General features: G+C 38.9%; 24 protein-coding genes. 11 read left to right on the top strand and 13 right to left on the bottom strand.

Annotated features, from left to right (window positions below):
• The coding region (locus ACESK1_RS03320) for a TonB-dependent receptor (RefSeq protein WP_372917907.1) at nucleotides 1-2,356 on the top strand (2,356 nt) is incomplete at its 5' end.
• Between the two features lie 54 nt (nucleotides 2,357-2,410).
• On the opposite strand, the gene ACESK1_RS03325 is transcribed toward ACESK1_RS03320, so the two are convergent.
• A complete protein-coding gene (locus ACESK1_RS03325) occupies nucleotides 2,411-2,842 on the bottom strand; it encodes a hypothetical protein (RefSeq protein WP_372917909.1) in 432 nt (143 codons plus the stop codon).
• 120 nt (nucleotides 2,843-2,962) lie between these two features.
• On the opposite strand from ACESK1_RS03325, the gene greA reads away from it, so the two are divergent.
• Both greA and ACESK1_RS03335 read left to right on the top strand, forming a co-directional pair.
• Nucleotides 2,963-3,439: a transcription elongation factor GreA gene (gene greA, locus ACESK1_RS03330; RefSeq protein WP_372917911.1), complete on the top strand. Its 477-nt coding sequence runs from the start codon at nucleotides 2,963-2,965 to the stop codon at nucleotides 3,437-3,439.
• Between the two features lie 98 nt (nucleotides 3,440-3,537).
• Complete coding sequence (locus ACESK1_RS03335; protein ID WP_372917913.1) at nucleotides 3,538-3,927, top strand: HIT family protein; 390 nt, start codon at nucleotides 3,538-3,540, stop codon at nucleotides 3,925-3,927.
• A 40-nt stretch (nucleotides 3,928-3,967) separates the two neighbouring features.
• On the opposite strand, the gene ACESK1_RS03340 is transcribed toward ACESK1_RS03335, so the two are convergent.
• On the bottom strand, nucleotides 3,968-5,116 hold the full coding sequence (locus ACESK1_RS03340) for a sensor histidine kinase (RefSeq protein WP_372917915.1): 1,149 nt from the start codon (nucleotides 5,114-5,116) through the stop codon (nucleotides 3,968-3,970).
• Between the two features lie 111 nt (nucleotides 5,117-5,227).
• Here ACESK1_RS03340 and ACESK1_RS03345 point away from each other — a divergent pair, with 111 nt between their 5' ends.
• The 4 genes from ACESK1_RS03345 to ACESK1_RS03360 all read left to right on the top strand — a co-directional run bounded on the left by ACESK1_RS03345 (nucleotide 5,228) and on the right by ACESK1_RS03360 (nucleotide 8,040).
• Nucleotides 5,228-6,100, top strand: coding sequence for a flavin reductase family protein (locus ACESK1_RS03345; RefSeq protein ID WP_372917917.1), 873 nt, complete (start codon nucleotides 5,228-5,230; stop codon nucleotides 6,098-6,100).
• 6 nt (nucleotides 6,101-6,106) lie between these two features.
• Entirely contained in the window at nucleotides 6,107-6,478 is a 372-nt protein-coding gene (locus ACESK1_RS03350) for a DUF3127 domain-containing protein (protein ID WP_372917919.1), read from the top strand.
• 72 nt (nucleotides 6,479-6,550) lie between these two features.
• Nucleotides 6,551-7,189 (top strand): leucyl/phenylalanyl-tRNA--protein transferase, encoded by a 639-nt coding sequence (aat, locus tag ACESK1_RS03355; RefSeq protein ID WP_372917921.1) that lies wholly within the window; start codon nucleotides 6,551-6,553, stop codon nucleotides 7,187-7,189.
• A gap of 83 nt (nucleotides 7,190-7,272) precedes the next feature.
• Nucleotides 7,273-8,040 (top strand): sterol desaturase family protein, encoded by a 768-nt coding sequence (locus ACESK1_RS03360; protein WP_372917989.1) that lies wholly within the window; start codon nucleotides 7,273-7,275, stop codon nucleotides 8,038-8,040.
• A gap of 1 nt (nucleotide 8,041) precedes the next feature.
• On the opposite strand, the gene ACESK1_RS03365 is transcribed toward ACESK1_RS03360, so the two are convergent.
• From ACESK1_RS03365 to ACESK1_RS03400, 8 genes are all read right to left on the bottom strand, one after another.
• Nucleotides 8,042-8,617 carry a DNA-3-methyladenine glycosylase I gene (locus tag ACESK1_RS03365; protein WP_372917923.1) on the bottom strand — a complete coding sequence of 192 codons (576 nt, stop codon included), beginning with the start codon at nucleotides 8,615-8,617 and terminating at the stop codon, nucleotides 8,042-8,044.
• Complete coding sequence (locus ACESK1_RS03370) at nucleotides 8,614-9,294, bottom strand: TonB family protein (RefSeq protein ID WP_372917925.1); 681 nt, start codon at nucleotides 9,292-9,294, stop codon at nucleotides 8,614-8,616. The genes ACESK1_RS03365 and ACESK1_RS03370 overlap by 4 nt, the downstream gene beginning before the upstream one ends.
• A gap of 128 nt (nucleotides 9,295-9,422) precedes the next feature.
• A complete protein-coding gene (gene truB / locus ACESK1_RS03375; protein ID WP_372917927.1) occupies nucleotides 9,423-10,136 on the bottom strand; it encodes a tRNA pseudouridine(55) synthase TruB in 714 nt (237 codons plus the stop codon).
• Nucleotides 10,137-10,934, bottom strand: a complete 798-nt coding sequence (locus ACESK1_RS03380; protein ID WP_372917929.1) for an undecaprenyl-diphosphate phosphatase — start codon at nucleotides 10,932-10,934, stop codon at nucleotides 10,137-10,139.
• A gap of 6 nt (nucleotides 10,935-10,940) precedes the next feature.
• Nucleotides 10,941-11,198 (bottom strand): DUF3098 domain-containing protein, encoded by a 258-nt coding sequence (locus ACESK1_RS03385; protein ID WP_372917931.1) that lies wholly within the window; start codon nucleotides 11,196-11,198, stop codon nucleotides 10,941-10,943.
• A gap of 139 nt (nucleotides 11,199-11,337) precedes the next feature.
• Nucleotides 11,338-11,670: a hypothetical protein gene (locus ACESK1_RS03390; RefSeq protein WP_372917933.1), complete on the bottom strand. Its 333-nt coding sequence runs from the start codon at nucleotides 11,668-11,670 to the stop codon at nucleotides 11,338-11,340.
• Between the two features lie 213 nt (nucleotides 11,671-11,883).
• Entirely contained in the window at nucleotides 11,884-12,510 is a 627-nt protein-coding gene (locus ACESK1_RS03395; protein ID WP_372917935.1) for a metallophosphatase domain-containing protein, read from the bottom strand.
• 135 nt (nucleotides 12,511-12,645) lie between these two features.
• A complete protein-coding gene (locus ACESK1_RS03400; protein WP_372917937.1) occupies nucleotides 12,646-12,870 on the bottom strand; it encodes a hypothetical protein in 225 nt (74 codons plus the stop codon).
• Between the two features lie 181 nt (nucleotides 12,871-13,051).
• Between ACESK1_RS03400 and ACESK1_RS03405 the strand changes: the two genes are divergently transcribed.
• Nucleotides 13,052-14,560, top strand: a complete 1,509-nt coding sequence (locus ACESK1_RS03405) for a hypothetical protein (RefSeq protein ID WP_372917939.1) — start codon at nucleotides 13,052-13,054, stop codon at nucleotides 14,558-14,560.
• On the opposite strand, the gene ACESK1_RS03410 is transcribed toward ACESK1_RS03405, so the two are convergent.
• A complete protein-coding gene (locus ACESK1_RS03410; RefSeq protein WP_372917941.1) occupies nucleotides 14,557-15,393 on the bottom strand; it encodes a universal stress protein in 837 nt (278 codons plus the stop codon). The two genes, ACESK1_RS03405 and ACESK1_RS03410, sit on opposite strands and share 4 nt — an antisense overlap.
• 435 nt (nucleotides 15,394-15,828) lie before the next feature.
• Nucleotides 15,829-16,560, bottom strand: coding sequence for an iron-sulfur cluster repair di-iron protein (ric, locus tag ACESK1_RS03415; protein ID WP_372917943.1), 732 nt, complete (start codon nucleotides 16,558-16,560; stop codon nucleotides 15,829-15,831).
• A gap of 343 nt (nucleotides 16,561-16,903) precedes the next feature.
• Here ric and rimP point away from each other — a divergent pair, with 343 nt between their 5' ends.
• From rimP to infB, 3 genes are read left to right on the top strand one after another with little or no spacing between them, the layout of a single operon-like run.
• The gene (gene rimP / locus ACESK1_RS03420; protein WP_372917945.1) at nucleotides 16,904-17,368 is read left to right on the top strand and encodes a ribosome assembly cofactor RimP; all 465 of its coding nucleotides are present in this window, start codon (nucleotides 16,904-16,906) and stop codon (nucleotides 17,366-17,368) included.
• A 12-nt stretch (nucleotides 17,369-17,380) separates the two neighbouring features.
• Nucleotides 17,381-18,613 (top strand): transcription termination factor NusA, encoded by a 1,233-nt coding sequence (gene nusA / locus ACESK1_RS03425; protein WP_372917947.1) that lies wholly within the window; start codon nucleotides 17,381-17,383, stop codon nucleotides 18,611-18,613.
• A gap of 46 nt (nucleotides 18,614-18,659) precedes the next feature.
• On the top strand, nucleotides 18,660-21,470 hold the full coding sequence (gene infB, locus ACESK1_RS03430; protein WP_372917949.1) for a translation initiation factor IF-2: 2,811 nt from the start codon (nucleotides 18,660-18,662) through the stop codon (nucleotides 21,468-21,470).
• Between the two features lie 71 nt (nucleotides 21,471-21,541).
• On the opposite strand, the gene ACESK1_RS03435 is transcribed toward infB, so the two are convergent.
• Nucleotides 21,542-21,931 (bottom strand): SPOR domain-containing protein, encoded by a 390-nt coding sequence (locus tag ACESK1_RS03435; protein WP_372917951.1) that lies wholly within the window; start codon nucleotides 21,929-21,931, stop codon nucleotides 21,542-21,544.
• Between the last annotated feature and the right edge of the window lie 55 nt (nucleotides 21,932-21,986).

The following is a 21,986-nucleotide window of genomic DNA, read 5'->3' on the forward strand; positions in this document are numbered from 1 at the left end:
CCTTTGTCTGATTTCCTTTCAGGCCATAGCTCAAACTCACATTTTAAAAGGAAAAGTCACCGAGGATGATGTCCCCATTGAAGGCGTTTCGGTTTACGCTAAGGAAACAGGTGCAGGAACCCAAACCAATGCCGATGGTAATTACCGTTTGGAACTGGAAGACGGGTCTTATAACCTAATCTTTTCCTATGGAAATCAGAAATCTGTTCAGGTGGATCTTTTCCAGAACAAAACCCTGAATATCGATCTTTCTGACGCGCAGGAAGTGCTTGATGAGGTTTTTCTCTCGTCTTTAAGGGTAAATGCCCAATCTCCCATTACTTACAGTAACCTGACCAATGAGGAAATTGAAGACCGAAATCTGGGTCAGGATATTCCAATTCTAATGAATTATATGCCCAATGTGGTCTCTACCTCAGATGCCGGAGCGGGAATTGGCTACACGGGAATTCGCGTTAGAGGTAGCGATGGTACAAGGGTAAATGTAACCATTAACGGTGTGCCCTATAACGATGCCGAAAGCCAGGGAAGTTTCTGGGTTAACCTTGGGGATTTCGCTTCCTCTGTAGAGAATATGCAGCTTCAGCGTGGGGTAGGAACTTCAACAAACGGAGCCGGAGCTTTTGGAGCCAGTCTTAATATTCTTACCGATGGCTACAAGGAAGAAGCTTCCGCAGAGCTTGCTAACAGTGTAGGGTCTTATAACACCAGGAAACATACCTTGAAATTCAGCACCGGCCTTATTGATGAGAATTGGGAATTCGCCGGGCGTGTTTCACAGATTAAAAGTGATGGATATATAGACCGGGCTGAGAGCGATTTGAAATCTTATTTTCTACAGGGAACTTTTGTAGATGAAAACACCCTGATAAAAGCCCTCACTTTTGGCGGAAGCGAAAGAACCTATCAGGCCTGGTACGGAATAGATGCTGAAACCCTTGAAACCGATCGAACTTTTAATCCTGCGGGAATCTATGAAGATGAGAATGGCGAGACCCGTTTCTATGAGAATCAAACCGATAATTACAAGCAGGATCATTATCAGTTATTGTGGAACGAGGAATACAATTCTAACTGGTCTTCTAACCTTGCACTTCATTATACCTACGGAAGGGGTTTTTATGAAGAGTATGAAGAAGGTGCCGATCTCACCGAATTTGGATTAGAACCTTTTGAAGCCGGGGGTGAGATGATTTCTAATTCAGATCTTGTTGGTACCAAATGGCTGGATAACCATTTCTACGGAACAACCTTTGGGATCAATTACCAGGAAAGTGATTTTGATCTGGTCCTGGGCGGAGGATGGAATAAGTATGTTGGCGATCATTTCGGGGAAGTTATCTACACGAAATTTGCCCGCAACAAAAGGCCTTACGAACCGTATTACGAAAATACAGCCACAAAAACCGATTTTAATATCTACGGAAAAGCAACTTTTTCGATTACTGAAAAACTAGCGGCTTATGCTGATCTTCAGTTGAGGACTGTTAATTATGAAACAGAAGGAATACTTTCTGACGGAAGTGATTTTCCGGTAGATGATAATTTAAACTTTTTCAATCCCAAAGCGGGACTTACCTACCAGATGAATACCGGTAATCAGTTTTATTTCTCTTTTGCCCGGGCACACAGGGAACCCAGCCGAAACGACTATGAAAACGGCGATCCTGAACCTGAGGAATTAAATGATTTTGAATTGGGGTGGAGGTACAACTCGCCTAATGTTCAGGTGAATTCGAACCTTTACTATATGGATTATCAAAATCAACTGGTGCTAACCGGTGGCTTGGATGAAGTTGGAGCTTTCATTCGTGAAAATAGTGGAGAAAGTTACCGTTTGGGGCTGGAAATAGACGCCTCGATAAGAATTTCAGATAAAATAAACTGGAGGCCAAACTTGTCTTTGAGTCAGAATCAAAATATAGATTTCGTTTCTACCTGGGACGGGGAAGCGGTAAATTTTGGTAATACCGAGATTTCGTATTCTCCCACCATTGTTGCGGGGAATATGATAGGATATACTCCAATTGAAGGTTTGGAACTGAATTTTCTTTCTAAATATGTGGGCGAACAGTATATGAGTAATATTGAAACCGAAGCTTCAAAACTGGATAGCTATTTTGTAAATGATTTTAATGTGCAATACAGTTGGAAAGATGCTCCGCTTTTTAAAGAGGTAGTATTTACCGGTCTTCTTAATAATATTTTTGGAGTAGAATATGTTTCCAATGGTTACTATTATACTTACGATGTGCCAAACCCTGAATTTGCCAGCGGACTGCAAACCTATGACGGAGCGGGATATTATCCGCAGGCCACAAGAAACTTTTTAGTTGGAGTTACTTTGAAATTTTAATTTGTTTGTGACCATCCCTCTCCTTTTTCATTAAAGGGGAGGGATTTTTGTATTCTAATTATATACTTCAATTACATTCCCTCGTCGTTCTATTCGGTAAGGTTTTAAAGTATACTGGCCCTCACCCTCAGTGAGCTCACCGGTTACAATATTGTATTCATTTCCATCGTCACACTGGCATTTTGCGGTAATTCCGGTTACCTGCATCGCAGAGCAATTACTTGGCGGGTGGTTTGGGTCGCTTAGTTCAAACGCGGTGTACTGGGAATTATTGATGTTGTAAACCACAATACCTTTTATCCCATTGCTGTAAGTGGAATAGGAATTCCCTGGAAACTGTAGATTGTTATATTCGGGCAGGTCTAAATTTAGCTGAATCCTGAAATTAATATCCGGAAGATTGGGGTTATTAATTCGGTTGTTATCATCTGTTGAGCACCCGACGAAATAAACCGAAATGATTAAGCCAAGAAGTATCTTTTTCATAAAATATGCATTTCTTGCTGAAAGAATATAATTGCTTTCAAAGCTTAAATTTATTATATTTGTGTAGATAAAATCCCGTTTTGCATGGGATTTTTTTGTATTTATATAAACGAAGAAGTTATGAGCAAAGTATCTTATTATACTGCAGAAGGGCTTAAAAAGTTGAAAGATGAATTAAATCAGCTTAGAGATGTTGAACGGCCAAAAGCTTCTGAAGCGATCGCCGAAGCCCGTGATAAAGGAGACCTTAGTGAGAATGCTGAATATGATGCAGCTAAGGAAGCCCAGGGAATGTTGGAAATGAAAATTTCCCAAATGGAAGAAATTGTGGCTAATGCCCGCGTTATAGACGAATCTCAACTCGATACCTCTAAGGTGCTTGTGCATTCTTTTGTTCGGATTAAAAATCTGGGCAACGGTTCAGAAATGAAATATAAGCTAGTAGCCCAAAGCGAAGCCGATCTTAAATCAGGGAAAATTTCAGTGGATTCTCCTATAGGAAAAGGTCTGCTTGGCAAAAAAGTAGGTGAAAAGGCCGAAATTGATGTTCCCAGCGGAAAAATGGAATTTGAAATTCTCGAAATCTGGAGGGAATAATTTTTATTTAACAAATAGGTAAAATCCTTTTCCAATTCCTTAACTCAGGAAGAAAGAAAAGGATTTTATCTTTAAGGAAACTAACAAAAACCAAAGTTATGGCCACACTTTTCAGTAAAATAGCCCAGGGAGAGGTCCCTGCTTATAAGATCGCAGAAGATAGTCAGTTTCTTGCTTTTCTCGATATCAACCCGAATGCCAAAGGCCATACTCTCTGTATTCCCAAGAAGGAAGTAGATAAGATCTTTGATCTGGATGAGGAAATTTACCAGGAATTGATGCGTTTCTCCCGAAAAGTAGCAATTGCCCTGGAGAAAACCGTTCCCTGTAAACGTGTTGGAATGGCTGTGGTAGGCCTGGAAGTGCCCCACGTACATGTTCATCTTATCCCGCTGAATTCCATGAAAGACATGGATTTCTCAAATAACGTGGAAATGAGCAAAGAAGAGTTTGAAAAGCTTGCTCAGTCTATTCACGTAAACCTTTAGGGAGATCTTTTAACCAGGTTTTAGAGAAAATCAGAATAGATCAGACTTTCCTTAGAGAGATTCTGAAGGTTGTGCCTTTATTGATTTCGCTGTGGGCTACTTTAATTCTTCCACGGTGATATTCTTCTATAATTCTTTTAGCCAGCGAAAGACCTAATCCCCAACCTCTTTTCTTAGTGGTATGTCCGGGCTCAAAGATGAGTTTGAACTTATTTTTGTCTATACCCTTTCCGGAATCCTTAATATCAATATAAGCCCAGTTATTGTCCTGTTTTATCGAGATAATAAGTGTGCCTTTACCACGCATGGCATCTATAGCGTTTTTCACAAGATTCTCTATGGTCCAGCTATAGAGTTGTTGGTTAAGGTTTACATAAATGGTTTCATCAGGGACGATTAATTGAAAATCGATTAGGTTTGAGCTTCTGGTCTTTAAATAATCAAAGGTATTATGTGTTTCTTCTACAATATCTGTCCTGGTTAATAGCGGTGCTGAACCAATCTTGGAGAAGCGTTCGGTGATGGTTTTCAGGCGGTCTATATCCTTTTCCATCTCCCTGATATATGAAGGATTTACATTTTCCCCCTTCAGAATTTCTGTCCACCCGATTAATGAAGATAAAGGTGTACCGATTTGATGCGCGGTTTCCTTGGCCATCCCGGCCCATAATTTATTCTGTTCACTGGATTTTGTTGTGGTATAGAAAAAATAAACCACTCCAATAAACAAGAAGCCTATAAGGGTGAGCCCAATAGGATAATATTTTAGCTTATTTAGTGCCGGGGAATTTCCGTAGAAAATATATTGTTCCTGTCCTTCACCAAGGTTAATAACAATAGGTTCATTTTCATCCTTTATGCGGTTGAGGTAATTTTTTAACCTCTTTTCGTTCTGGGTAATTGAAGGATCTATATTTGTGGTGTAGGCCACCTGCCCATCGGCATAGGTATGAATTATAGGAATACTGGTGTTATTATTAAGTATTTCCAGGATAAGATCAATCTCTGAGTCGGCTGTGGCATTGTCAAGCTCCTGCTGAGCTTTTGCCCAGATGTTCATCTTGGCGCGTTCATCTTCTTTGAGGCGTTGGAAAAAAATTGAGGTATTCCACAGAACTAACCCGACAACTACCAAACAGGATATTACAATAAACCAGCGGTTAAAATTTCGCTCATCAGGAAAATTCATTCAGTAAAACAGGTTTTATGATTTAAAGATAAGCGTTTTTAAACATTTTTTATTGTACGGCTGTCCTTTTCATTCCTTATGGGTTTCGTTACCTTTGTCAAAAATTTAAGAATGGTAAGTATAACTCCCGGAGAGATTAGTACCGGCAAATTACATCAATATTTGCTTGGAGCGGTTGGACCAAGGCCTATCGCATTTGCCAGCACTCTGGATGAACAGGGCAGACCTAATTTGTCTCCCTTTAGCTTCTTTAATGTTTTTGGTTCCAATCCCCCAACCCTGATTTTTTCTCCTGCCAGGCGCGGAAGAGATAATACTGTTAAGCATACTTATAATAATGCTAAGGCCACCAAAGAAGTGGTGATAAATATTGTGAATTTCGAGATGGTGCAGCAAATGTCACTTTCCAGCACCGAATATGGCGAAGGAATAAATGAATTCGAGAAAGCAGGGCTTACCATGTTGAGGTCAGAGCTTGTTAAACCTTTTCGCGTAGCTGAATCTCCTGTACAGTTTGAATGTAAAGTGAAAGAAGTTGTCGAACTCGGGCAGGAAGGTGGAGCAGGTAACCTGATTATTTGCGAGGTACTGAAAATGCATATAAAAGAAGAAATTCTGGATGAGAACGGATTTATAGATCAGCATAAGATCGATCAGGTAGCGCGAATGGGAGGTAATTGGTACACCCGCGCCAATATGGGAATGTTCGAAGTGCCCAAACCGCTTTCTACTTTAGGAATTGGTGTGGATTCTATTTCTGCTGAAATAAGAGATAGTAAGATACTTACCGGAAATGACCTGGGGAAACTTGGGAATGTGGAGCGTTTACCTTCTGAAGAAGAAATTCAAGGTTATTTGAAGGAAAATTCAGAAATTGCAAAACTTATTAAAAGCGGAGATATAAATAAAATTCATCTAAAGGCCCAGGAACTTCTGAAAGCGGAAAACCCTGAAACGGCCTGGAAAATACTATTAGCAAAATAAAGATTTATGGAAGTACAAGGAAAGATTAAACTTATTGGGGAGACTAAAACCTTTGGCAGCAATGGTTTTAGAAAGAGAGAATTGGTGGTGACCACAGAGGAACAGTATCCACAACATATAATGATCGAGTTCGTACAGGATAAAACCGATCTTTTGGATAGTTACCAGGTTGGCCAACCGGTAAAAGTAGGAATTAACCTACGTGGACGTGAATGGGTTAGTCCTCAGGGAGAAACCAAATATTTCAATTCCATACAAGGTTGGAGAATTGAGAACCTTCAGGCACAGCAGCCCGGAACTCAGGAGGTACCTCCACCAGACCAGTTTGAACCGGCAAGTGATTTTAACGAAGAAGATCACGATGATCTACCGTTTTAATTCTGATAAAATTTATAATTTAAAAGCCTGGTAGTTTTCTGCCAGGCTTTTTTAATCCTAAAATTTGAGCTGTTGATCTTTCTTAAAGCCGGTGATCCTTTTCCTCCCGTAGAAAAAGCCGATGAGCAGGGGCTTCTTGCCGTTGGGGGAGAACTTAATGTTAAGAGTCTTACTTCGGCATACAGCCGGGGGATTTTTCCGTGGTATGATTCTTCACAACCAGTTTTATGGTGGAGCCCGGATCCCAGAATGGTGCTTTTTCCCGAAAAGCTTAAGATTTCAAAAAGCATGAAGCAGTTGCTTAAGAAGGATGCCTTTAAAATCACTTTAAATGAAAATTTTGGCGAGGTTTTAGAAAATTGTGCCAATATAAAACGTTCTGGCCAGGAGGGTACCTGGATCACTGGTGAAATTAAGGATCAATATCAAAAATTACACGAGCTTAACATCGCTCAATCGGTGGAAGTTTGGAAGGAAGGAAAACTTGTAGGCGGACTTTACGGAATCTACCTAAGGGATAAAAAAGTCTTCTGCGGGGAAAGCATGTTTGCAAAAGTGAGCAACGCTTCAAAATTCGGATTTATAAAATTGGTGGAAAAATTGAGGAAGGAAGGAGTGAAGCTTATCGACTGTCAGATATATACAGATCACCTTGCAAGCCTGGGAGCTGAAGAAATCCCAAGAAAGGAATTCATAAAATTTCTTGAGTAAGAAAATAATATTTTCTTGGAGATGAGGTTATTGGTGAAAAGAATTGTCTAAATATGTAAATTTAGAACTTAAGCGTGAAAATTATGTTTCCTGAGATCAATACAGGTACCTTGTTTCTTTTATATCTGGCAATTTTCTTTTTTGCCATCCTCTTGAGGTATTTTATTTCGGCCGGTATTTTTTACTACTATTATTATAAATGGAATGCTAAAAAATTCGACTCCAAAAGGCTTAGCAGAAGAGGTCCTAAAAAAGGCCAATTAAGAAAAGAAATTATCTGGAGTATAAAAGCCTCGTTGATCTTTGCCCTCGCAGGTACAATACTCTATTGGTTATGGACCAAAGACCTCACTGCTATTTACCTTAATCCTAAAGAATATGGCTATTGGTATTTACCTTTGAGCCTCATAATTATCCTCTTAATTCACGAAACATATTATTACTGGGTTCATCGTTGGATGCATCATCCCCGCATTTATAAAACCGTGCACAAAGTGCACCACGATAGCTTAACGCCCACACCCTGGACGGCTTTTTCTTTTCATCCATGGGAGAGCTTGCTAGAGGCTATTATTCTGCCCTTGATACTATTGGTGCTTCCGGTTAATATCTATGTTCTTGCATTTTATTTGTTAATAATGACCATTAGCAGCGTCATTAATCATTTAGATATAGAAGTCTATCCGGAACATTTTCAAAAAAGTTGGTTTGGAAAATTATTTATAGGTGCCACCCACCACCATTATCACCATGCTGAATTCAATACCAATTATGGCTTGTATTTTACTTTCTGGGATAAATTAATGGGAACTGAAAGCGGAAAAATGGAAAATCCTGAAAGTGAAACTTAGCCTATAAATCGGGGTGAATCTCTTCATACCTGAAGCATTTCATCTCGTGATCATTCACCATCCCGGTGGCTTGCATATGAGCGTAAACTACGGTCGAGCCCACAAATTTGAATCCTCGTTTTTTGAGGTCTTTACTTAATTTATCGCTAATTTCAGTGGTTGCCGGGGCTTCTTTATAGTTTTTGACTTTATTCTGAATTGATTTCTCATCTACAAAACCCCAGATATATTTACTGAAGCTACCATACTCTTTCTGAATTTCCATAAAGGCTTGTGCATTGGAAACCGCCGAGCGTACTTTGAGTTTATTCCGGATTATCCCGGGATTATCAAGGAGTTCCAGGATTTTCTCTTCAGAATAGCCAGCGATCTTTTTATAGTCGAAATCATCAAAAGCCTTACGGAAATTCTCTCTTTTTCGCAGAACGGTAATCCAGCTTAAACCTGCCTGAAAGGTTTCCAGGATCAGGAATTCGAATATCGTTTTATCATCATAAACGGGAGCGCCCCATTCTTCGTCGTGGTACGCTTCGTATAAAGGATCTCCTTCGCACCATCCGCAGCGGTTTTTCATCATGGCTGAAATTCATAGGTTATAGTCCCGGGCTGGTTATCCCTGCCAGGTAACTGACTAAAAACAGCATCAGCAGCATATTGGAGGGCATTTTCGGTAAGGCACTGATTTGTTGTAGTGGAACTTGCTTTATTTACCGAAGTTTCGAGCACTCTTCCATTCGAGTCAACCTGAATATTTATAACCACTTTTCCCGCTCTGTCACAGGTGTAAACGGGATTAGGAATATTAATCGCGCTACGCCCTTTTAAAGAAAAGGAAATCGAGCTGTTTCTTAAGCTGCCGGATTGCGCTGAAATTTTTTGCGAAGTATCATCTCCATCAGAAGCCTGTTTTTCCTTTCGCGATGATTTCTGAATATTATATTCCCCGTCTTTAGACTCAGATTCATCTTCTGAAGTTTCTTCGCTTTGAGCGCTGTTTTTCTCAAAAATTTCCTCTAATTCCCTTTCGAAATTTTCCTGCCGGGCTTCCTGGTTTTCATCAAAAGCTCTATGGGTTTCCCGGGCTGTAGATTTCGGGGTTTCCGGGGCTTCTTCAAGTTCAGGTTCTTCTTCCTCTTCAGGCTCAAATTCATCGAGGTCTACAATCATCTCGCTTATTTGTTTCTGCTTTTGGGATAACGTAAAAATATGCAAAGCCAGCACCACCACCGAGCAAAACAGAATAGTTATAATCAAGGCCTTATGTTTGTCAAAAAAATCCATTGCATATAAAACTCGGCCGGAAAGCTTTTATTTCAGCCGGGTTGTGAATTCCTTGTTTAATTTGTTAATAATTAGGCAACCAGGATTGAGGTTTCTGCTAATTAGTTTTCCTGTGAAGGTAAGAAATTCTGAAAGGATTCTATACTGAAGGCATTTTCGACCTGATACTCTCCAATGCGGGTTCGTCTTAATGCTGAAAGATGTGCGCCACTGTTAAGTGCTCTTCCAAAGTCGTGCGCCAAACTACGAATGTATGTTCCTTTGCTGCAAACTACTTTGAAATCTATCTCCGGAAACCGGGAAGCATCGATTGTAAATTCGCTTATTTTTACCGGTCGGGTGTTCATCTTTACTGCTTCACCACTCCTCGCGTATTCATAAAGTCGTTTTCCTTCTTTTTTTAATGCTGAAAAAACCGGAGGCATTTGTTCAAATTCCCCTGTAAATTTAAGAACTGCTAATTTAAGATCATCGTCAGTAATATGATCTACGGGGTATTCTTTATCAATTTCAGTCTCAAGATCGTAAGAAGGTGTTGTAGAGCCCAGGGTGAAGGTGCCTGTATATTCTTTTTCCTGTCCCTGGAGTTCCTCAATTCTTTTAGTGAACTTCCCTGTGCAAATAATAAGAAGTCCGCTCGCTAAAGGATCAAGAGTTCCGGCGTGACCTACTTTTATCTTTTTAATTCCATAACTTTTCCTGATAAGCCACCGAACTTTATTCACCACCTGAAAGGAGGTCCAATCCAGGGGTTTATCAAATAAAAGAATTTGCCCTGATTTAAAATCTTCGGCTGTAAATTGTTTGGATTCCATTTAATAGTTATAATATCCATAGACTATTGCGGCAGTCCCAACTACAAAACAATAGATTGCGAAATAGGAAAGTTTGCTTTTTTTAACCAATGTAATCATCCAGGTACATGCCGCCAGACCAGAAATAAAAGCTGCAATAAAACCTATAATGAGTAAAGAAGCATCGGTTTGAGTTGCGGCCAGGTTCCCGTCAATAATATCTTTTGCAATCTTTCCAAAAATTAGTGGAACAACCATAAGGAAGGAAAAACGGGCAGCCTTGGTTTTGTCATTACCAAGTAATACCGAAGTGGAAATTGTTGCTCCACTGCGCGAGATTCCCGGCAAGATTGAGATTGCCTGGGAAACCCCAATTACAAAGGCATTCGAAAAGCTGACTTTTTTCTGGGTGTTTTTAGCTTTATCTGCCAGCCATAGAAGAAGCGCAGTAATAATGAGCATAAACCCAACAAACAGGACGTTTCCTCCAAAAAGGGATTCCAGTTCATCTTCAAAATAAAAACCGATGAAAGCGGCAGGAATCATAGAAACGATAATTTTCGCTGAAAATTCGGTTTCTTCATTCCATTTAAACTGAAAGAGGCCGCGGAATATCTCTGCGACATCTTTTCTGAAAACCACCAGCGTACTAAGGGCGGTGGCAAAATGTAAAACCACGGTAAACAGAAGGGACTCTTCGGGAACACTGGTATCGCCTAAAATCGCTTTTCCCAGTTCGAGATGGCCACTGGATGAAACCGGTAAAAATTCGGTAAGTCCCTGGATTATTCCAAGAATTGCAGCATCAAATTCGTTCAAGGATGTTTATTTTTTGTGAGGATTCAATAAAATAGCATAGACTTCAATTGCAAAACCTAAAAGAACCAGGGTAGGTGCTAGTCTAATGCGTCTAAAATTATAAATAGCATCGTTGAAACTATTGGGATCTTCGCTGCCGCCACCGGCCATAAGAATAAATCCGAGGGCTATAACCGCCAGCCCAATAAACATAAAGGTGTAATTTTTCTTTCCAAATATGAAGGCCTGTTCGGGTTTTGATACTTCCTTTTGTTTATTCTTCATGATGATTCCTTGTTTAAAGGTTTCAAAATTAATTAAAATAAAATAACTTGAGCTGAAAGGGTTAATTTATATCAGAACATAAAAAAAGCTGCGGGTTAATCCGGCAGCTTTGGTGTCTTTGGTTTGGAATTTCTCTTTTTCAGGCAGCATGCGTTACATTATAATGGGTAAGCAGGCTTTGATAAAATTCCAGACTTTTTTCATCCTTCTTAATACATGCCTTTAAAAATCGTTGAAGGTTCTGGCACTCAAAGGTGATATTGGTATATTGTCTATTTCCAACTGGAATTTGCATTTCTACGGTCTGTTCAGCATAATTTATCTTAATATTTTTAGCTTCAAAATATTTTTTAATTATAGCTCTGTGCATGGTGTTGAAATAATTCATTTCAACATCAGGATTGGTGATACTGTAGGTAATCAAATTCTTAACTTCGTCAATGATGTGATCTGGCTGCGTAATCGTGTTCATAATTAAGAATGGTTATTTTGGTGTTAGTATTCTAAATCTACATTGGCTAAATTAAACTTAGCTTGATGATTTCCTGTTAAAAAAAAACTAATAGTCCTTTGATTAATAAAAGTTTAACTGCCTTAATGAACATTTCTAAAAATTCCTTAAGCATTTTACTTAAAATTGTAAGGTGAATCTTACAAATAATTTGATCGGCAGATGAAATTCTCTTTAAACTTCTAATATTATCGGGGAATGGAGGAAACGATATTGGTCGTCAAGGCTTGAAGCATTGATGAAAGTGGTAGGAGAAATTGTAGTTTTTCCAAAGTTATTATGGAGATGGCCAAAAATGTGAAATTGAAGTTGGAGCTGTTTTATTCTTTTGAAAAGCTCTTCGCAGCCAATATGTTGTTTATTGTTTAAGGTGTCTTTTATACTATAAGGAGGAGTGTGGGTTATTAAGACTTGGGTGTCTTCCGGGATCTTGTTCCAATGTTTTCTAATTTGTGAACCACGTTCATAATTAAACGCCCAGGTGCCATTACCCGGAGTTACAGGAGAACCCCAGAATTTTATTCCCTCTATTACGACCCCTTCGTCTTCCAGATAGAAGGTATTCTCAGGAAGCATTTTTTTAATAGTTCTGGAACTTAGCTTTTCCATATAAAAATCATGATTTCCTGCAATAAAGATCTTGTATCCATGTGGTTGTTTGGTAAACCAATCCAGAAAAGCTAAAGTTTCCAATTTTGTGCCGGCTTCTGTGAAATCTCCCACATGAATTAAGATGTCTCCATGAGGGATTTTCATTTCCCGGTGCTTATTATGGGTGTCACCAATACATATTAACTTCATTTAAATGGAAACTTTTTAAAATTAAAAGATAAAAAAATCCGATGAAAGTAATTCACCGGATTCTCTCTGTTACCGCGATTCCTTCTTCAAGGTTCCTCATCTTCACTTCACTAAAAAAATCGCAGCGACAAGATCTTATCTTTCTTTTCTTTCTTTCTCTTCAATTTCAGGAGAGGTGTAGTCTTTATCTATAGGTAAAAGTTTGCTAATTAATTTAACTATGCCAAATGCTATAATTAGTGCGGTGACAGCAAAGAACAGGAATTTTACAAATAAACTGTCGCTTATTGCCAGGCTATAGAATCCAAGAAAGATCTCTACAGCTATAAATAATATTTTTGCACTTAATTTTAAAAACATTTTTAATTTGTGATTTGGTTCAAAGATACAACCAAAAACCTCTCCAAATTTCGTCCAAAAAATGTTTGACTTAAATTTAACGATGTATAAATGTGGCGGTTAATATTTTAAGTTAAAAAATCTTAAACGTCCCATTGATGCTTCTTTAGAATTGTAAATTGTGCTTAAATAAATTTTGATTTTGAAGAAAACGACCAAGACTTTCCTTTATATTTTCGCCGGATTGGCGCTACTTGCGATCATTCTTTTTGCCTTGAATAACATTGCCGAAAAGAAACTTAAAGAAGGAATTAAAGAAGCCTCATCTCAAATTAATCTTGAATATGAGAAGCTGGAGGTAAATTTGCTTAGCCGCAAAGCCGTCCTGGAATCCCCTTCCTTTTCTATAGATGGGAAAAACTTCAGGGCTGAAAAACTTAGCCTTAATAATATTGAGATCTTAAAATATATTCAGAATAAGGAATTGGAAATTGGCGAAGTTTTGTTGCAATCACCCAATCTCCAAATTGACCAAAGCAAAACCTCCGAAAGCAGTCGCAAGGATTCGTCTTCAGGATTTGAAGAGAATATCCTCATTAAAAAACTCCTGGTTAAAGATGGTACGCTGGCATTAGTGGAAAATGATTCGGCCGACAATTCATTTTTTACAAACTTCAGTGAACTTGAGATTAGTCAATTTCAAATAGACTCAGGAACGGTGAAGAACACCTTGCCTTTTAATTATGAAAATTATACTTTTAAAGGAGATTCCCTGTTTTATAAGTTGGACTCACGGCATAATATAAGCACGGAAGAGGTTAACATTAGGAATGGTAATTCTTTAATAAAAGCTTTCAGGATAATTCCTGTTTATGGAAAGCAGGAATTTCAGCAACATATTCCATATGAGATGGATCGTTTTGATCTGTTAATTGAAGAGATAAGCCTTAGTGATTTAAAACTCGAAGTTACAGGTGACAGTCTTTCCATTGAAAACCCACTAACGAAGATTAAAAATGCCCACCTTGAAATCTATCGGGATAAACTTCAACCTGAAGATACTCGCAAGAAGAAAATGTATAGTCAAATGATCAGGGAACTGCCACTGAGATTAAGACTTGATACCATAAGAGTTAGTGATTCCTATATTAAGTATGAAGAATTGATGGATGAAGGCCGGTCGCCCGGGGAGGTTGATTTCAGTAATATGAATGCCAGTATTTTTAATTTAACCAATCATACTGAAGGATATAAAGGAACCGATATTGATGTAAAAACCAGGTTCATGCAAGAGGCGGATTTAAGCGTGAATTGGAATTTTAATATCAGGAATAAAGCAGACCGTTTTTATATTTCAGGAAACATGAATCATATTTCTGAAGATTCGATGAATCGTTTTTTAAAACCGGCCATGAATGTTCTTGCAAAGGGTTCTATTGAAGATATGGCATTTAATTACTCCGGAAATCACACCGAAGCCACAGGAGATATGAAATTGGTTTATAAGGATTTTAAGGTTGAAGTTCTGCGAAATGATGGTACCAGAAAGAACAAGGTGTTGTCTGCTCTGGCCAATTTAATTATGAATAATGATGCGATGTCTGAGGATGTCAATCAGAAAGAATTAGAAGTAACCAGGGATAAAACCCGCTCCTTCTGGAATTATCTATGGAAAATGATTCAGGAAGGGGCGCTTAAATCTTTCTTCTAAATTCTAAAGGTTACTACCGGCCTGTTGGCATGATTTACCAGGTCTTCACTAACACTTCCGTTAAAGAAATGCGCAATCCCCTTGCGGCCATGGGTGCTAATTCCTATTAATCCCGCGTCAAGATTCCGGGCAAAATTAAGTATCCCTTTTTCTACACTGGTGTCGTTATAGACATGAGTTTTTATATTCTCATTTTCAAATCCCGAACCTTCGATAAATCTATCCAGTAGATCGTATGCTTCCTGGCTGGTAATAAAATTATTGGGAGTGTTAATAAAGAGTAGATGCAGGTTTGCAGATAATTTTTTTGCAATTTCAGCAGCATGATTAAGGGTGTGGCGGTTAGCTTCATCAGCATCGGTAGCGAAAACAAAATCCTCTACTTTAAAGTTGGGATTATCCTTCTTAATTACCAACACGGGAATATTTGAGGTTCTAACCACCTTTTCAGTATTGCTTCCAATAAACATTTCCCTGATGCCACTAGCTCCGTGGGACCCCATAACAATAAGGTCACATTTCCTTTCTTCACTAACCTCTCTAATGCCCTCAAATGCTTGATGGAATAATACTGTTTCCTTCACTTTTAAATCTTTCAAATAGGGTTTTGCCATTAATTTTGAAAATCGCTGGTGTGCAAGTTTCATGAAAAATATAGATTCAGGAAGGTTATGTGTATTGCTCCCCTGCACGGGATCTATAAGTTGCAAGGGTAATTCCAGCATGTGCAAAAGGTAAATTTCACTATCGAATTTACGCGCAAGTTGGGCGGCTACTTTTAATGCTTTTTCTGCCTGATCGGAAAAATCTGTGGGAACTAGTATTTTTTTCATAAGGATGCAAACCTGTAAGGTGGAATTAAATGTACTATTAAAAGTACAAAAAAAATGAATACTGGAATTTCACTTTAAGAAATATGTATTATTCAGTTGTTTATAAGGACCGAAAGTTGGGGTATGGATTGATATTTTTATGATCTCAGTCATTTTTAGCCACTTGATATTTTTCTTTATTTGAGGCTCCAATTAAAATAAAGAGATATGGAAAATCTAAATAGAAGCACACAGTTGTATTGGGTTTATATATTTTTTATAGCTGTTTTGGCGCTGGGACTTCTGTCATCATAGAATCCTTAGATTCTTGTAGGTCCTTGGTCTTTTTACAATACGGGATTGGGTTTAGACCTTTCAATTCCGACAAAAGGAAGGAGGCTTGACATCTTGTCTAGCCTCCTTCCTGATTTTGAAAATCAAACTACTTATAAAGCTTTATTCGGTTTGCTCATTTAGCTTTTTCTCCAATTCCAGAGTTTTGGGAAAAAGTATGTTATTTTCCAGGTGTACATGTTGATGCAAATCCTGTTCAAATTCTTCCAGTTTAGAAAAGAATGCCTTGTAGGTGTTGCAGGCAAATTCAGGTGGGGTGTAATTATTGCTTAAAACAGAAATCTTTCTTAATAATTCCCCTGCGGTTTCGTGTTCTGCCTCCATCATTTTAATTGGGTTATCGGCAGTGCCAAAATGGGGCTTTGGTGGTGCGGCTTCCTCCCTGTTTGCCTGCACTAATTTTTTGATGAAAGGAAAAAGAATAAGTTCTTCCTTTTTCATATGACCGCTTAACTCCCCGGCTACTTCAGTTACAAGGTCATGTATTTTATTTAATTCGGGTGCATGATGCGCGTGAACGGTGGTTACTTTTGCTGAATATTGTAAAAGAAGGGGAATATTTTCTTCAACGTAAGTGTGGTGAACATTAATTATATGATCTGTAAGAAAATCCAGTTCCCAGCTGTTATAATTTGACGCTCTGCTGGAGGTTGGATTTACATTAAGAAGCTCCTTCTCAAGAGTGGAATAATCGACATTTGCATTTTCGCAGGCTTCTGAAACCGCAATGTTGCCCCCACAGCAAAAATCTATGCCGTGTTTTTTAAAGACGTGGGCTGTGTCGATGTTTTCAGTAACCAGTTGAGCTACTGTTTTTGATCTTAATTCATTCATAATTCAGGTTTTTATTGTTAATAGATGCTTTTTGGTATTGGATTAAATAATTTTTGATGTTGTTGATACAAAGGTGGTTATTAAGCCTAAGCCTGTTTATGAGTTAAGTCATAATGATAAAAAAGGCCAAAAGGTGCTTCCCGGTTCTTAAGAATTGGTCTTGCTGAGTAAGATGTTCCTCCAGAGTTTCTCTAAGGCTTTAGAAATGAAAACTTTATTTTAGGAGAAGTAGTGAATTTGAATTGGAGTGTGGTTTTCTATCTCCAATTTTATTATTATATTTGCATCGTTGAAACTAAAAAAAGTACAGCGAGGGGACGAAAGTCCCCTCTTTTTATAAGCTATGTTGCAGGATAAAGTAGAAAAATTGCTGGAGGAAGCTTTAGAAGAGAATAATTCTTTATTTTTAATTAGCCTGGAAGTTAACCCTACCAACAACCAAATTTATGTGGTCATTGATGGAGACAAAGGTGTTTCTGTTAATGATTGTATAGCCGTAAGCCGTCAGATTGAGCACAATCTGGATAGAGAGGAAGAAGATTTTTCCCTTGAGGTTAGCTCGGCGGGTGTTTCAGAGCCGCTTCGATTGCCAAGACAGTTCAAAAAGAATATTGGTAGAAAAGTAAAGGTAAAGACTGCTTCTGAAACTATAGAAGGAGATTTGAGCCAGGCAACAGAGCAGGATATTACAATGAACTGGAAAACAAGGGAGCCTAAGCCTGTAGGTAAGGGAAAACACACAGTGGAAAAAGAAGCCGTGATCCCGTATTCAGAGATTGTTGAAGCAAAAGTTATTATAACATTTTAACCGCAAATTGATATGGAAAATATCGCTTTGATTGAGTCATTTTCAGAGTTTAAGGATGATAAGCTTATAGATAGAGTTACCCTGATGGCTATTCTGGAGGAAGTTTTCAGAAACGCATTGAAGAAAAAATATGGTGAGGACGATAATTTTGATATTATTGTAAACCCAGATAAAGGGGATCTTGAGATTTGGAGAAACCGTGTTGTGGTTGCTGATGGTGAAGTAGAAGATCCTAACCAGGAAATTTCTCTTACTGAAGCCCGAAAAATAGAACCTGATTTTGAAGTTGGTGAAGATGTTTCAGAAGAAGTAAAACTTGTAGACCTTGGGCGTCGTGCTATTTTGGCTTTGCGTCAAAATCTTATTTCTAAGATTCACGAGCATGATAATACCAATATCTATAAGCACTTTAAAGATCTTGAAGGCGAAATTTATACTGCCGAAGTTCATCATATACGCCACAGAGCTATAATTTTACTTGATGATGAAGGTAATGAGATCATCCTTCCAAAAGACCGCCAGATTCCTTCAGATTTCTTCAGAAAAGGAGAAAACGTGAGAGGAATAATTGAAAGCGTGGAGCTTAAAGGGAATAAACCAAGTATTATTTTGTCACGAACTGCTCCCGGTTTTCTTGAGAAACTTTTTGAACAGGAAATCCCTGAAGTTTTTGACGGACTTATTACTATTAAAAAAGTAGTGAGAGTTCCCGGTGAGAAAGCGAAAGTGGCTGTTGATTCTTATGATGATAGAATCGATCCTGTTGGAGCTTGTGTGGGGATGAAGGGTTCAAGAATACACAGTATTGTCCGTGAATTGGGCAATGAGAATATAGATGTGATCAATTATACAAATAACGACCAGTTATTTATCACCCGGGCTTTAAGTCCCGCTAAGATCACCTCTATGAAGATAGATGAAGAAAACAAAACTGCTGAAGTAATGCTTAGACCCGAAGAGGTTTCTAAAGCTATTGGTCGTGGTGGACATAACATCAGACTGGCAGGGCAGTTAACCGGTTACGAAATTGACGTATTTAGAGAAGGGGTTGAAGAAGATGTTGAGTTAAACGAATTCTCTGATGAAATTGAAGACTGGGTAATAAAAGAATTCTCCAAAATTGGTCTGGATACTGCAAAAAGTATTTTGGAACAGGATTTGGATGACCTGGTGCGACGTACAGATTTAGAAGAAGAAACTATACGGGCTGTAATCAGTGTTTTGAGAGAAGAATTCGAAGAATAAGAATAATAGAATACAATACAATACAGGTTAATTTAGAGGGCAATTTATGGCTGAAGCAAAAACAATGCGATTAAACAAAGTTTTACGTGAATTTAATATTTCGTTAGACCGGGCTGTGGAATACCTAAATTCCAAAGGTCACGATATTGAAGCACGTCCAACTACGAAGATCTCCCCTGAGATTTATCAGGTGCTGTCTGATGAATTCGAAACCGATAAAAGCAAGAAAGTAGCTTCTAAAGAAGTCGGGGAAGAAAAGCGTAAGGAGAAGGAAGAGCTGCGTATTGCCCGGGAAAAAGAGCAGGAAGAGAAGCGCAAAGTTGAGGAAGATAAGGAGAAGGCAAGAGAGGAAGAGGAGGTTATTTCTTCTAAAACCAAACTTGCGGGACCTAAGAAGGTAGGCAAGATTGACCTTGATAAAAAGACTGAGACGCCCAAGAAAGAAGAAGAGCCTGTAAAACCTGAAGAGCCCATCGGGAAGAAAGAGGAGGAAAAACCAAAAGAGACTGAAGCTCCTAAGAAGGAGGCTGAAGAGCCGAAAGTGGAAGAGAAGAAAACAGAGGAGAAGGAAGAGAAGAAAGAGGAGGCAAAGCCCGAGCCTATTCAGGAAACTAAGCCTGCTGCTGAAGAGAAATCTTCAGAACCTGCAAAAGAAGAAGAGCCAGCCAAGGCTGAAGAGGAAGAAAACTCTACAATTGAAACAAAATACACCAAGCTTAACGGGCCTAATTTTACCGGGCAGAAAATAGATCTTTCTCAGTTTAAAAAGCCAGAAAAGAAAAAAGAAGATAAAAAGGCTGAAGACGATAAAAGAGACAAACGCAAGAAACGTCGTCGGCGTATCAGTAAAGATGTAAAACCCGGAGCTCCAGGCCAGGGTGCCAAAAAAGGTACACCTACTACAGGAGCCGGAGGACGTAAACGCGCAAGGCCTATTACAAAAGAAGAGCCGAGCGAAGAAGAAGTGCAAAAACAAGTACGTGAAACTCTGGAAAAACTCCAGGGTAAATCAGGTAAAGGTAAGGGCGCTAAATACCGAAGAGATAAAAGGGATCAACACCGTCAACGTTCAGAAGATGATTTGGCCCAACAGGAAACTGACAGCAAAGTGCTTAAAGTTACAGAGTTTGTAACGGTAAGTGAAGTTGCTACAATGATGGAGGTGCCTGTAACAAAAGTTATTTCGGCGTGTATGTCTCTTGGAATGATGGTTACGATGAATCAGCGTCTGGATGCTGAAACTCTTTCTATTGTTGCTGATGAGTTTGGTTATGAGGTAGATTTCGTAACTGCCGATATCGAAGAGACTACTGAAGAGGTAGTTGAAAATCCTGAGGACCTTGAAGAAAGAGCTCCTATAGTAACTGTTATGGGGCACGTAGACCACGGTAAAACCTCTTTGCTGGATTACATTCGTAAAGAGAATGTTATCGCCGGTGAGAGTGGTGGGATTACTCAGCACATTGGAGCCTATAGTGTAGAGTTGAAGAATGGTGAAAGAATGACCTTCCTGGATACCCCGGGTCACGAGGCCTTTACGGCTATGCGTGCACGTGGTGCTCAGGTTACAGATATTGCTATTGTCGTGATCGCTGCAGATGATGACGTGATGCCACAAACAAAAGAGGCTATTTCCCACGCTCAGGCGGCGGGTGTTCCAATTGTGTTTGCAATAAATAAGTCTGATCTACCCACAGCGAATCCTGAAAAGATTAAGGAAAAACTGGCTGCAATGAACTTATTGGTTGAAGACTGGGGAGGTAAAGTTCAATCCCATGATATTTCTGCAAAAACAGGAACCGGAGTGGAAGAATTGCTTGAAAAAGTTCTTCTTGAAGCCGAGATCCTCGAGTTGAAAGCTAATCCGAATAAACTCGGAACAGGAACTGTAGTTGAAGCCTACCTGGACAAAGGTAGAGGTTATGTATCAACAATTCTGGTGCAAGCCGGAACCCTAAAAATTGGAGATTATGTTCTTGCCGGTAGACATAGTGGTAAGATTAAAGCGATGCACGATGAGCGTGGCCACGAAGTTAAAGAGGCAGGGCCATCAACGCCAGTTTCTATTTTAGGCCTCGATGGAGCGCCACAGGCCGGTGATAAATTCAAGGTGATGGCTGATGAACGTGAGGCAAAAGATATTGCTGCTAAACGTACCCAGTTACAACGCGAGCAATCAGTTAGAACACAGCGTCATATTACACTTGATGAAATTGGACGCCGAATTGCACTTGGAGAGTTCAAGGAACTTAATATAATCCTTAAAGGTGACGTTGACGGATCGGTGGAAGCACTTACTGATAGCTTCCTGAAACTTTCTACGGAAGAGATCCAGATTAATATTATACATAAAGGAGTAGGAGCAATCACAGAGAGTGATGTATTGCTGGCATCAGCGTCTGATGCGGTTATTATTGGATTCAATGTAAGACCTGCCGGAAATGCAAGACAGGTAGCAGATAAGGAAGAAATCGATATCAGAACTTATTCCATTATTTATGATGCTATCAACGATCTTAAGGATGCCATGGAAGGTATGCTTTCTCCTGAACTAAAAGAGGAAATTACCGGTACAGCTGAAATTAGAGAAACCTTCAAGATCTCTAAAATCGGAACTATTGCTGGATGTATGGTTACTTCAGGTAAGATATACAGAAGTTCAGGCATTAGGCTAATCCGTGACGGAGTAGTAATCTTTACTGGTGAACTTGCCTCTCTGAAACGTTTCAAAGAAGATGTGAAGGAAGTTTCCAAAGGATACGATTGCGGTATGCAGGTTAAAAATTACAACGATATTAAAGAAGGCGATGTAATTGAAGCATTCCGTGAAGTAGAGGTTAAGAAGAAATTAAAATAAAAAACCTGAGTATAATTCATAAAAAAAAAGCTGTTTCGAACGAAACAGCTTTTTTTTTATGTTTAAATTTTTTAACGCTGTCTTGGCTTAGGAATAAATGCTGAAGGGAAAGTTTCTTTGATCTCCATTAGAGCCCTGTCGGCTTCCAGGCGATTTCTAAAATTACCCACCCATACTTTGTAATTTGGAGCTTCATAAGCGATTAAGGACGAATAGGAGTATTTGTTTCTGTATTCTTTAATTACCTCGTTGGCTTCTCCGTTATCTCCGTAAAAAAGTTGAATTTTATATCGGTCCCCAATCTCATTATCTTTAGTCATTTCGGTCTTTAATTCCATTAGAGTTTCAATCTTTTCTTCCTGGGAAGAATTAATCGGTCCTTCCTGAGCCTGAACTCCTGTTAATGAAAATGCTGCCATGATACAACCGGCAAGTATAGATTTGACGTTCAATTTTCTCATAATTATTTATTTAGAACAAAAGTAAAATTAAATTTCAGAAAGCAATCGATTTTGT

Origin of the sequence: Salegentibacter sp. (genome assembly GCF_041642575.1) — a bacterium.
Taxonomy (GTDB): domain Bacteria; phylum Bacteroidota; class Bacteroidia; order Flavobacteriales; family Flavobacteriaceae; genus Salegentibacter.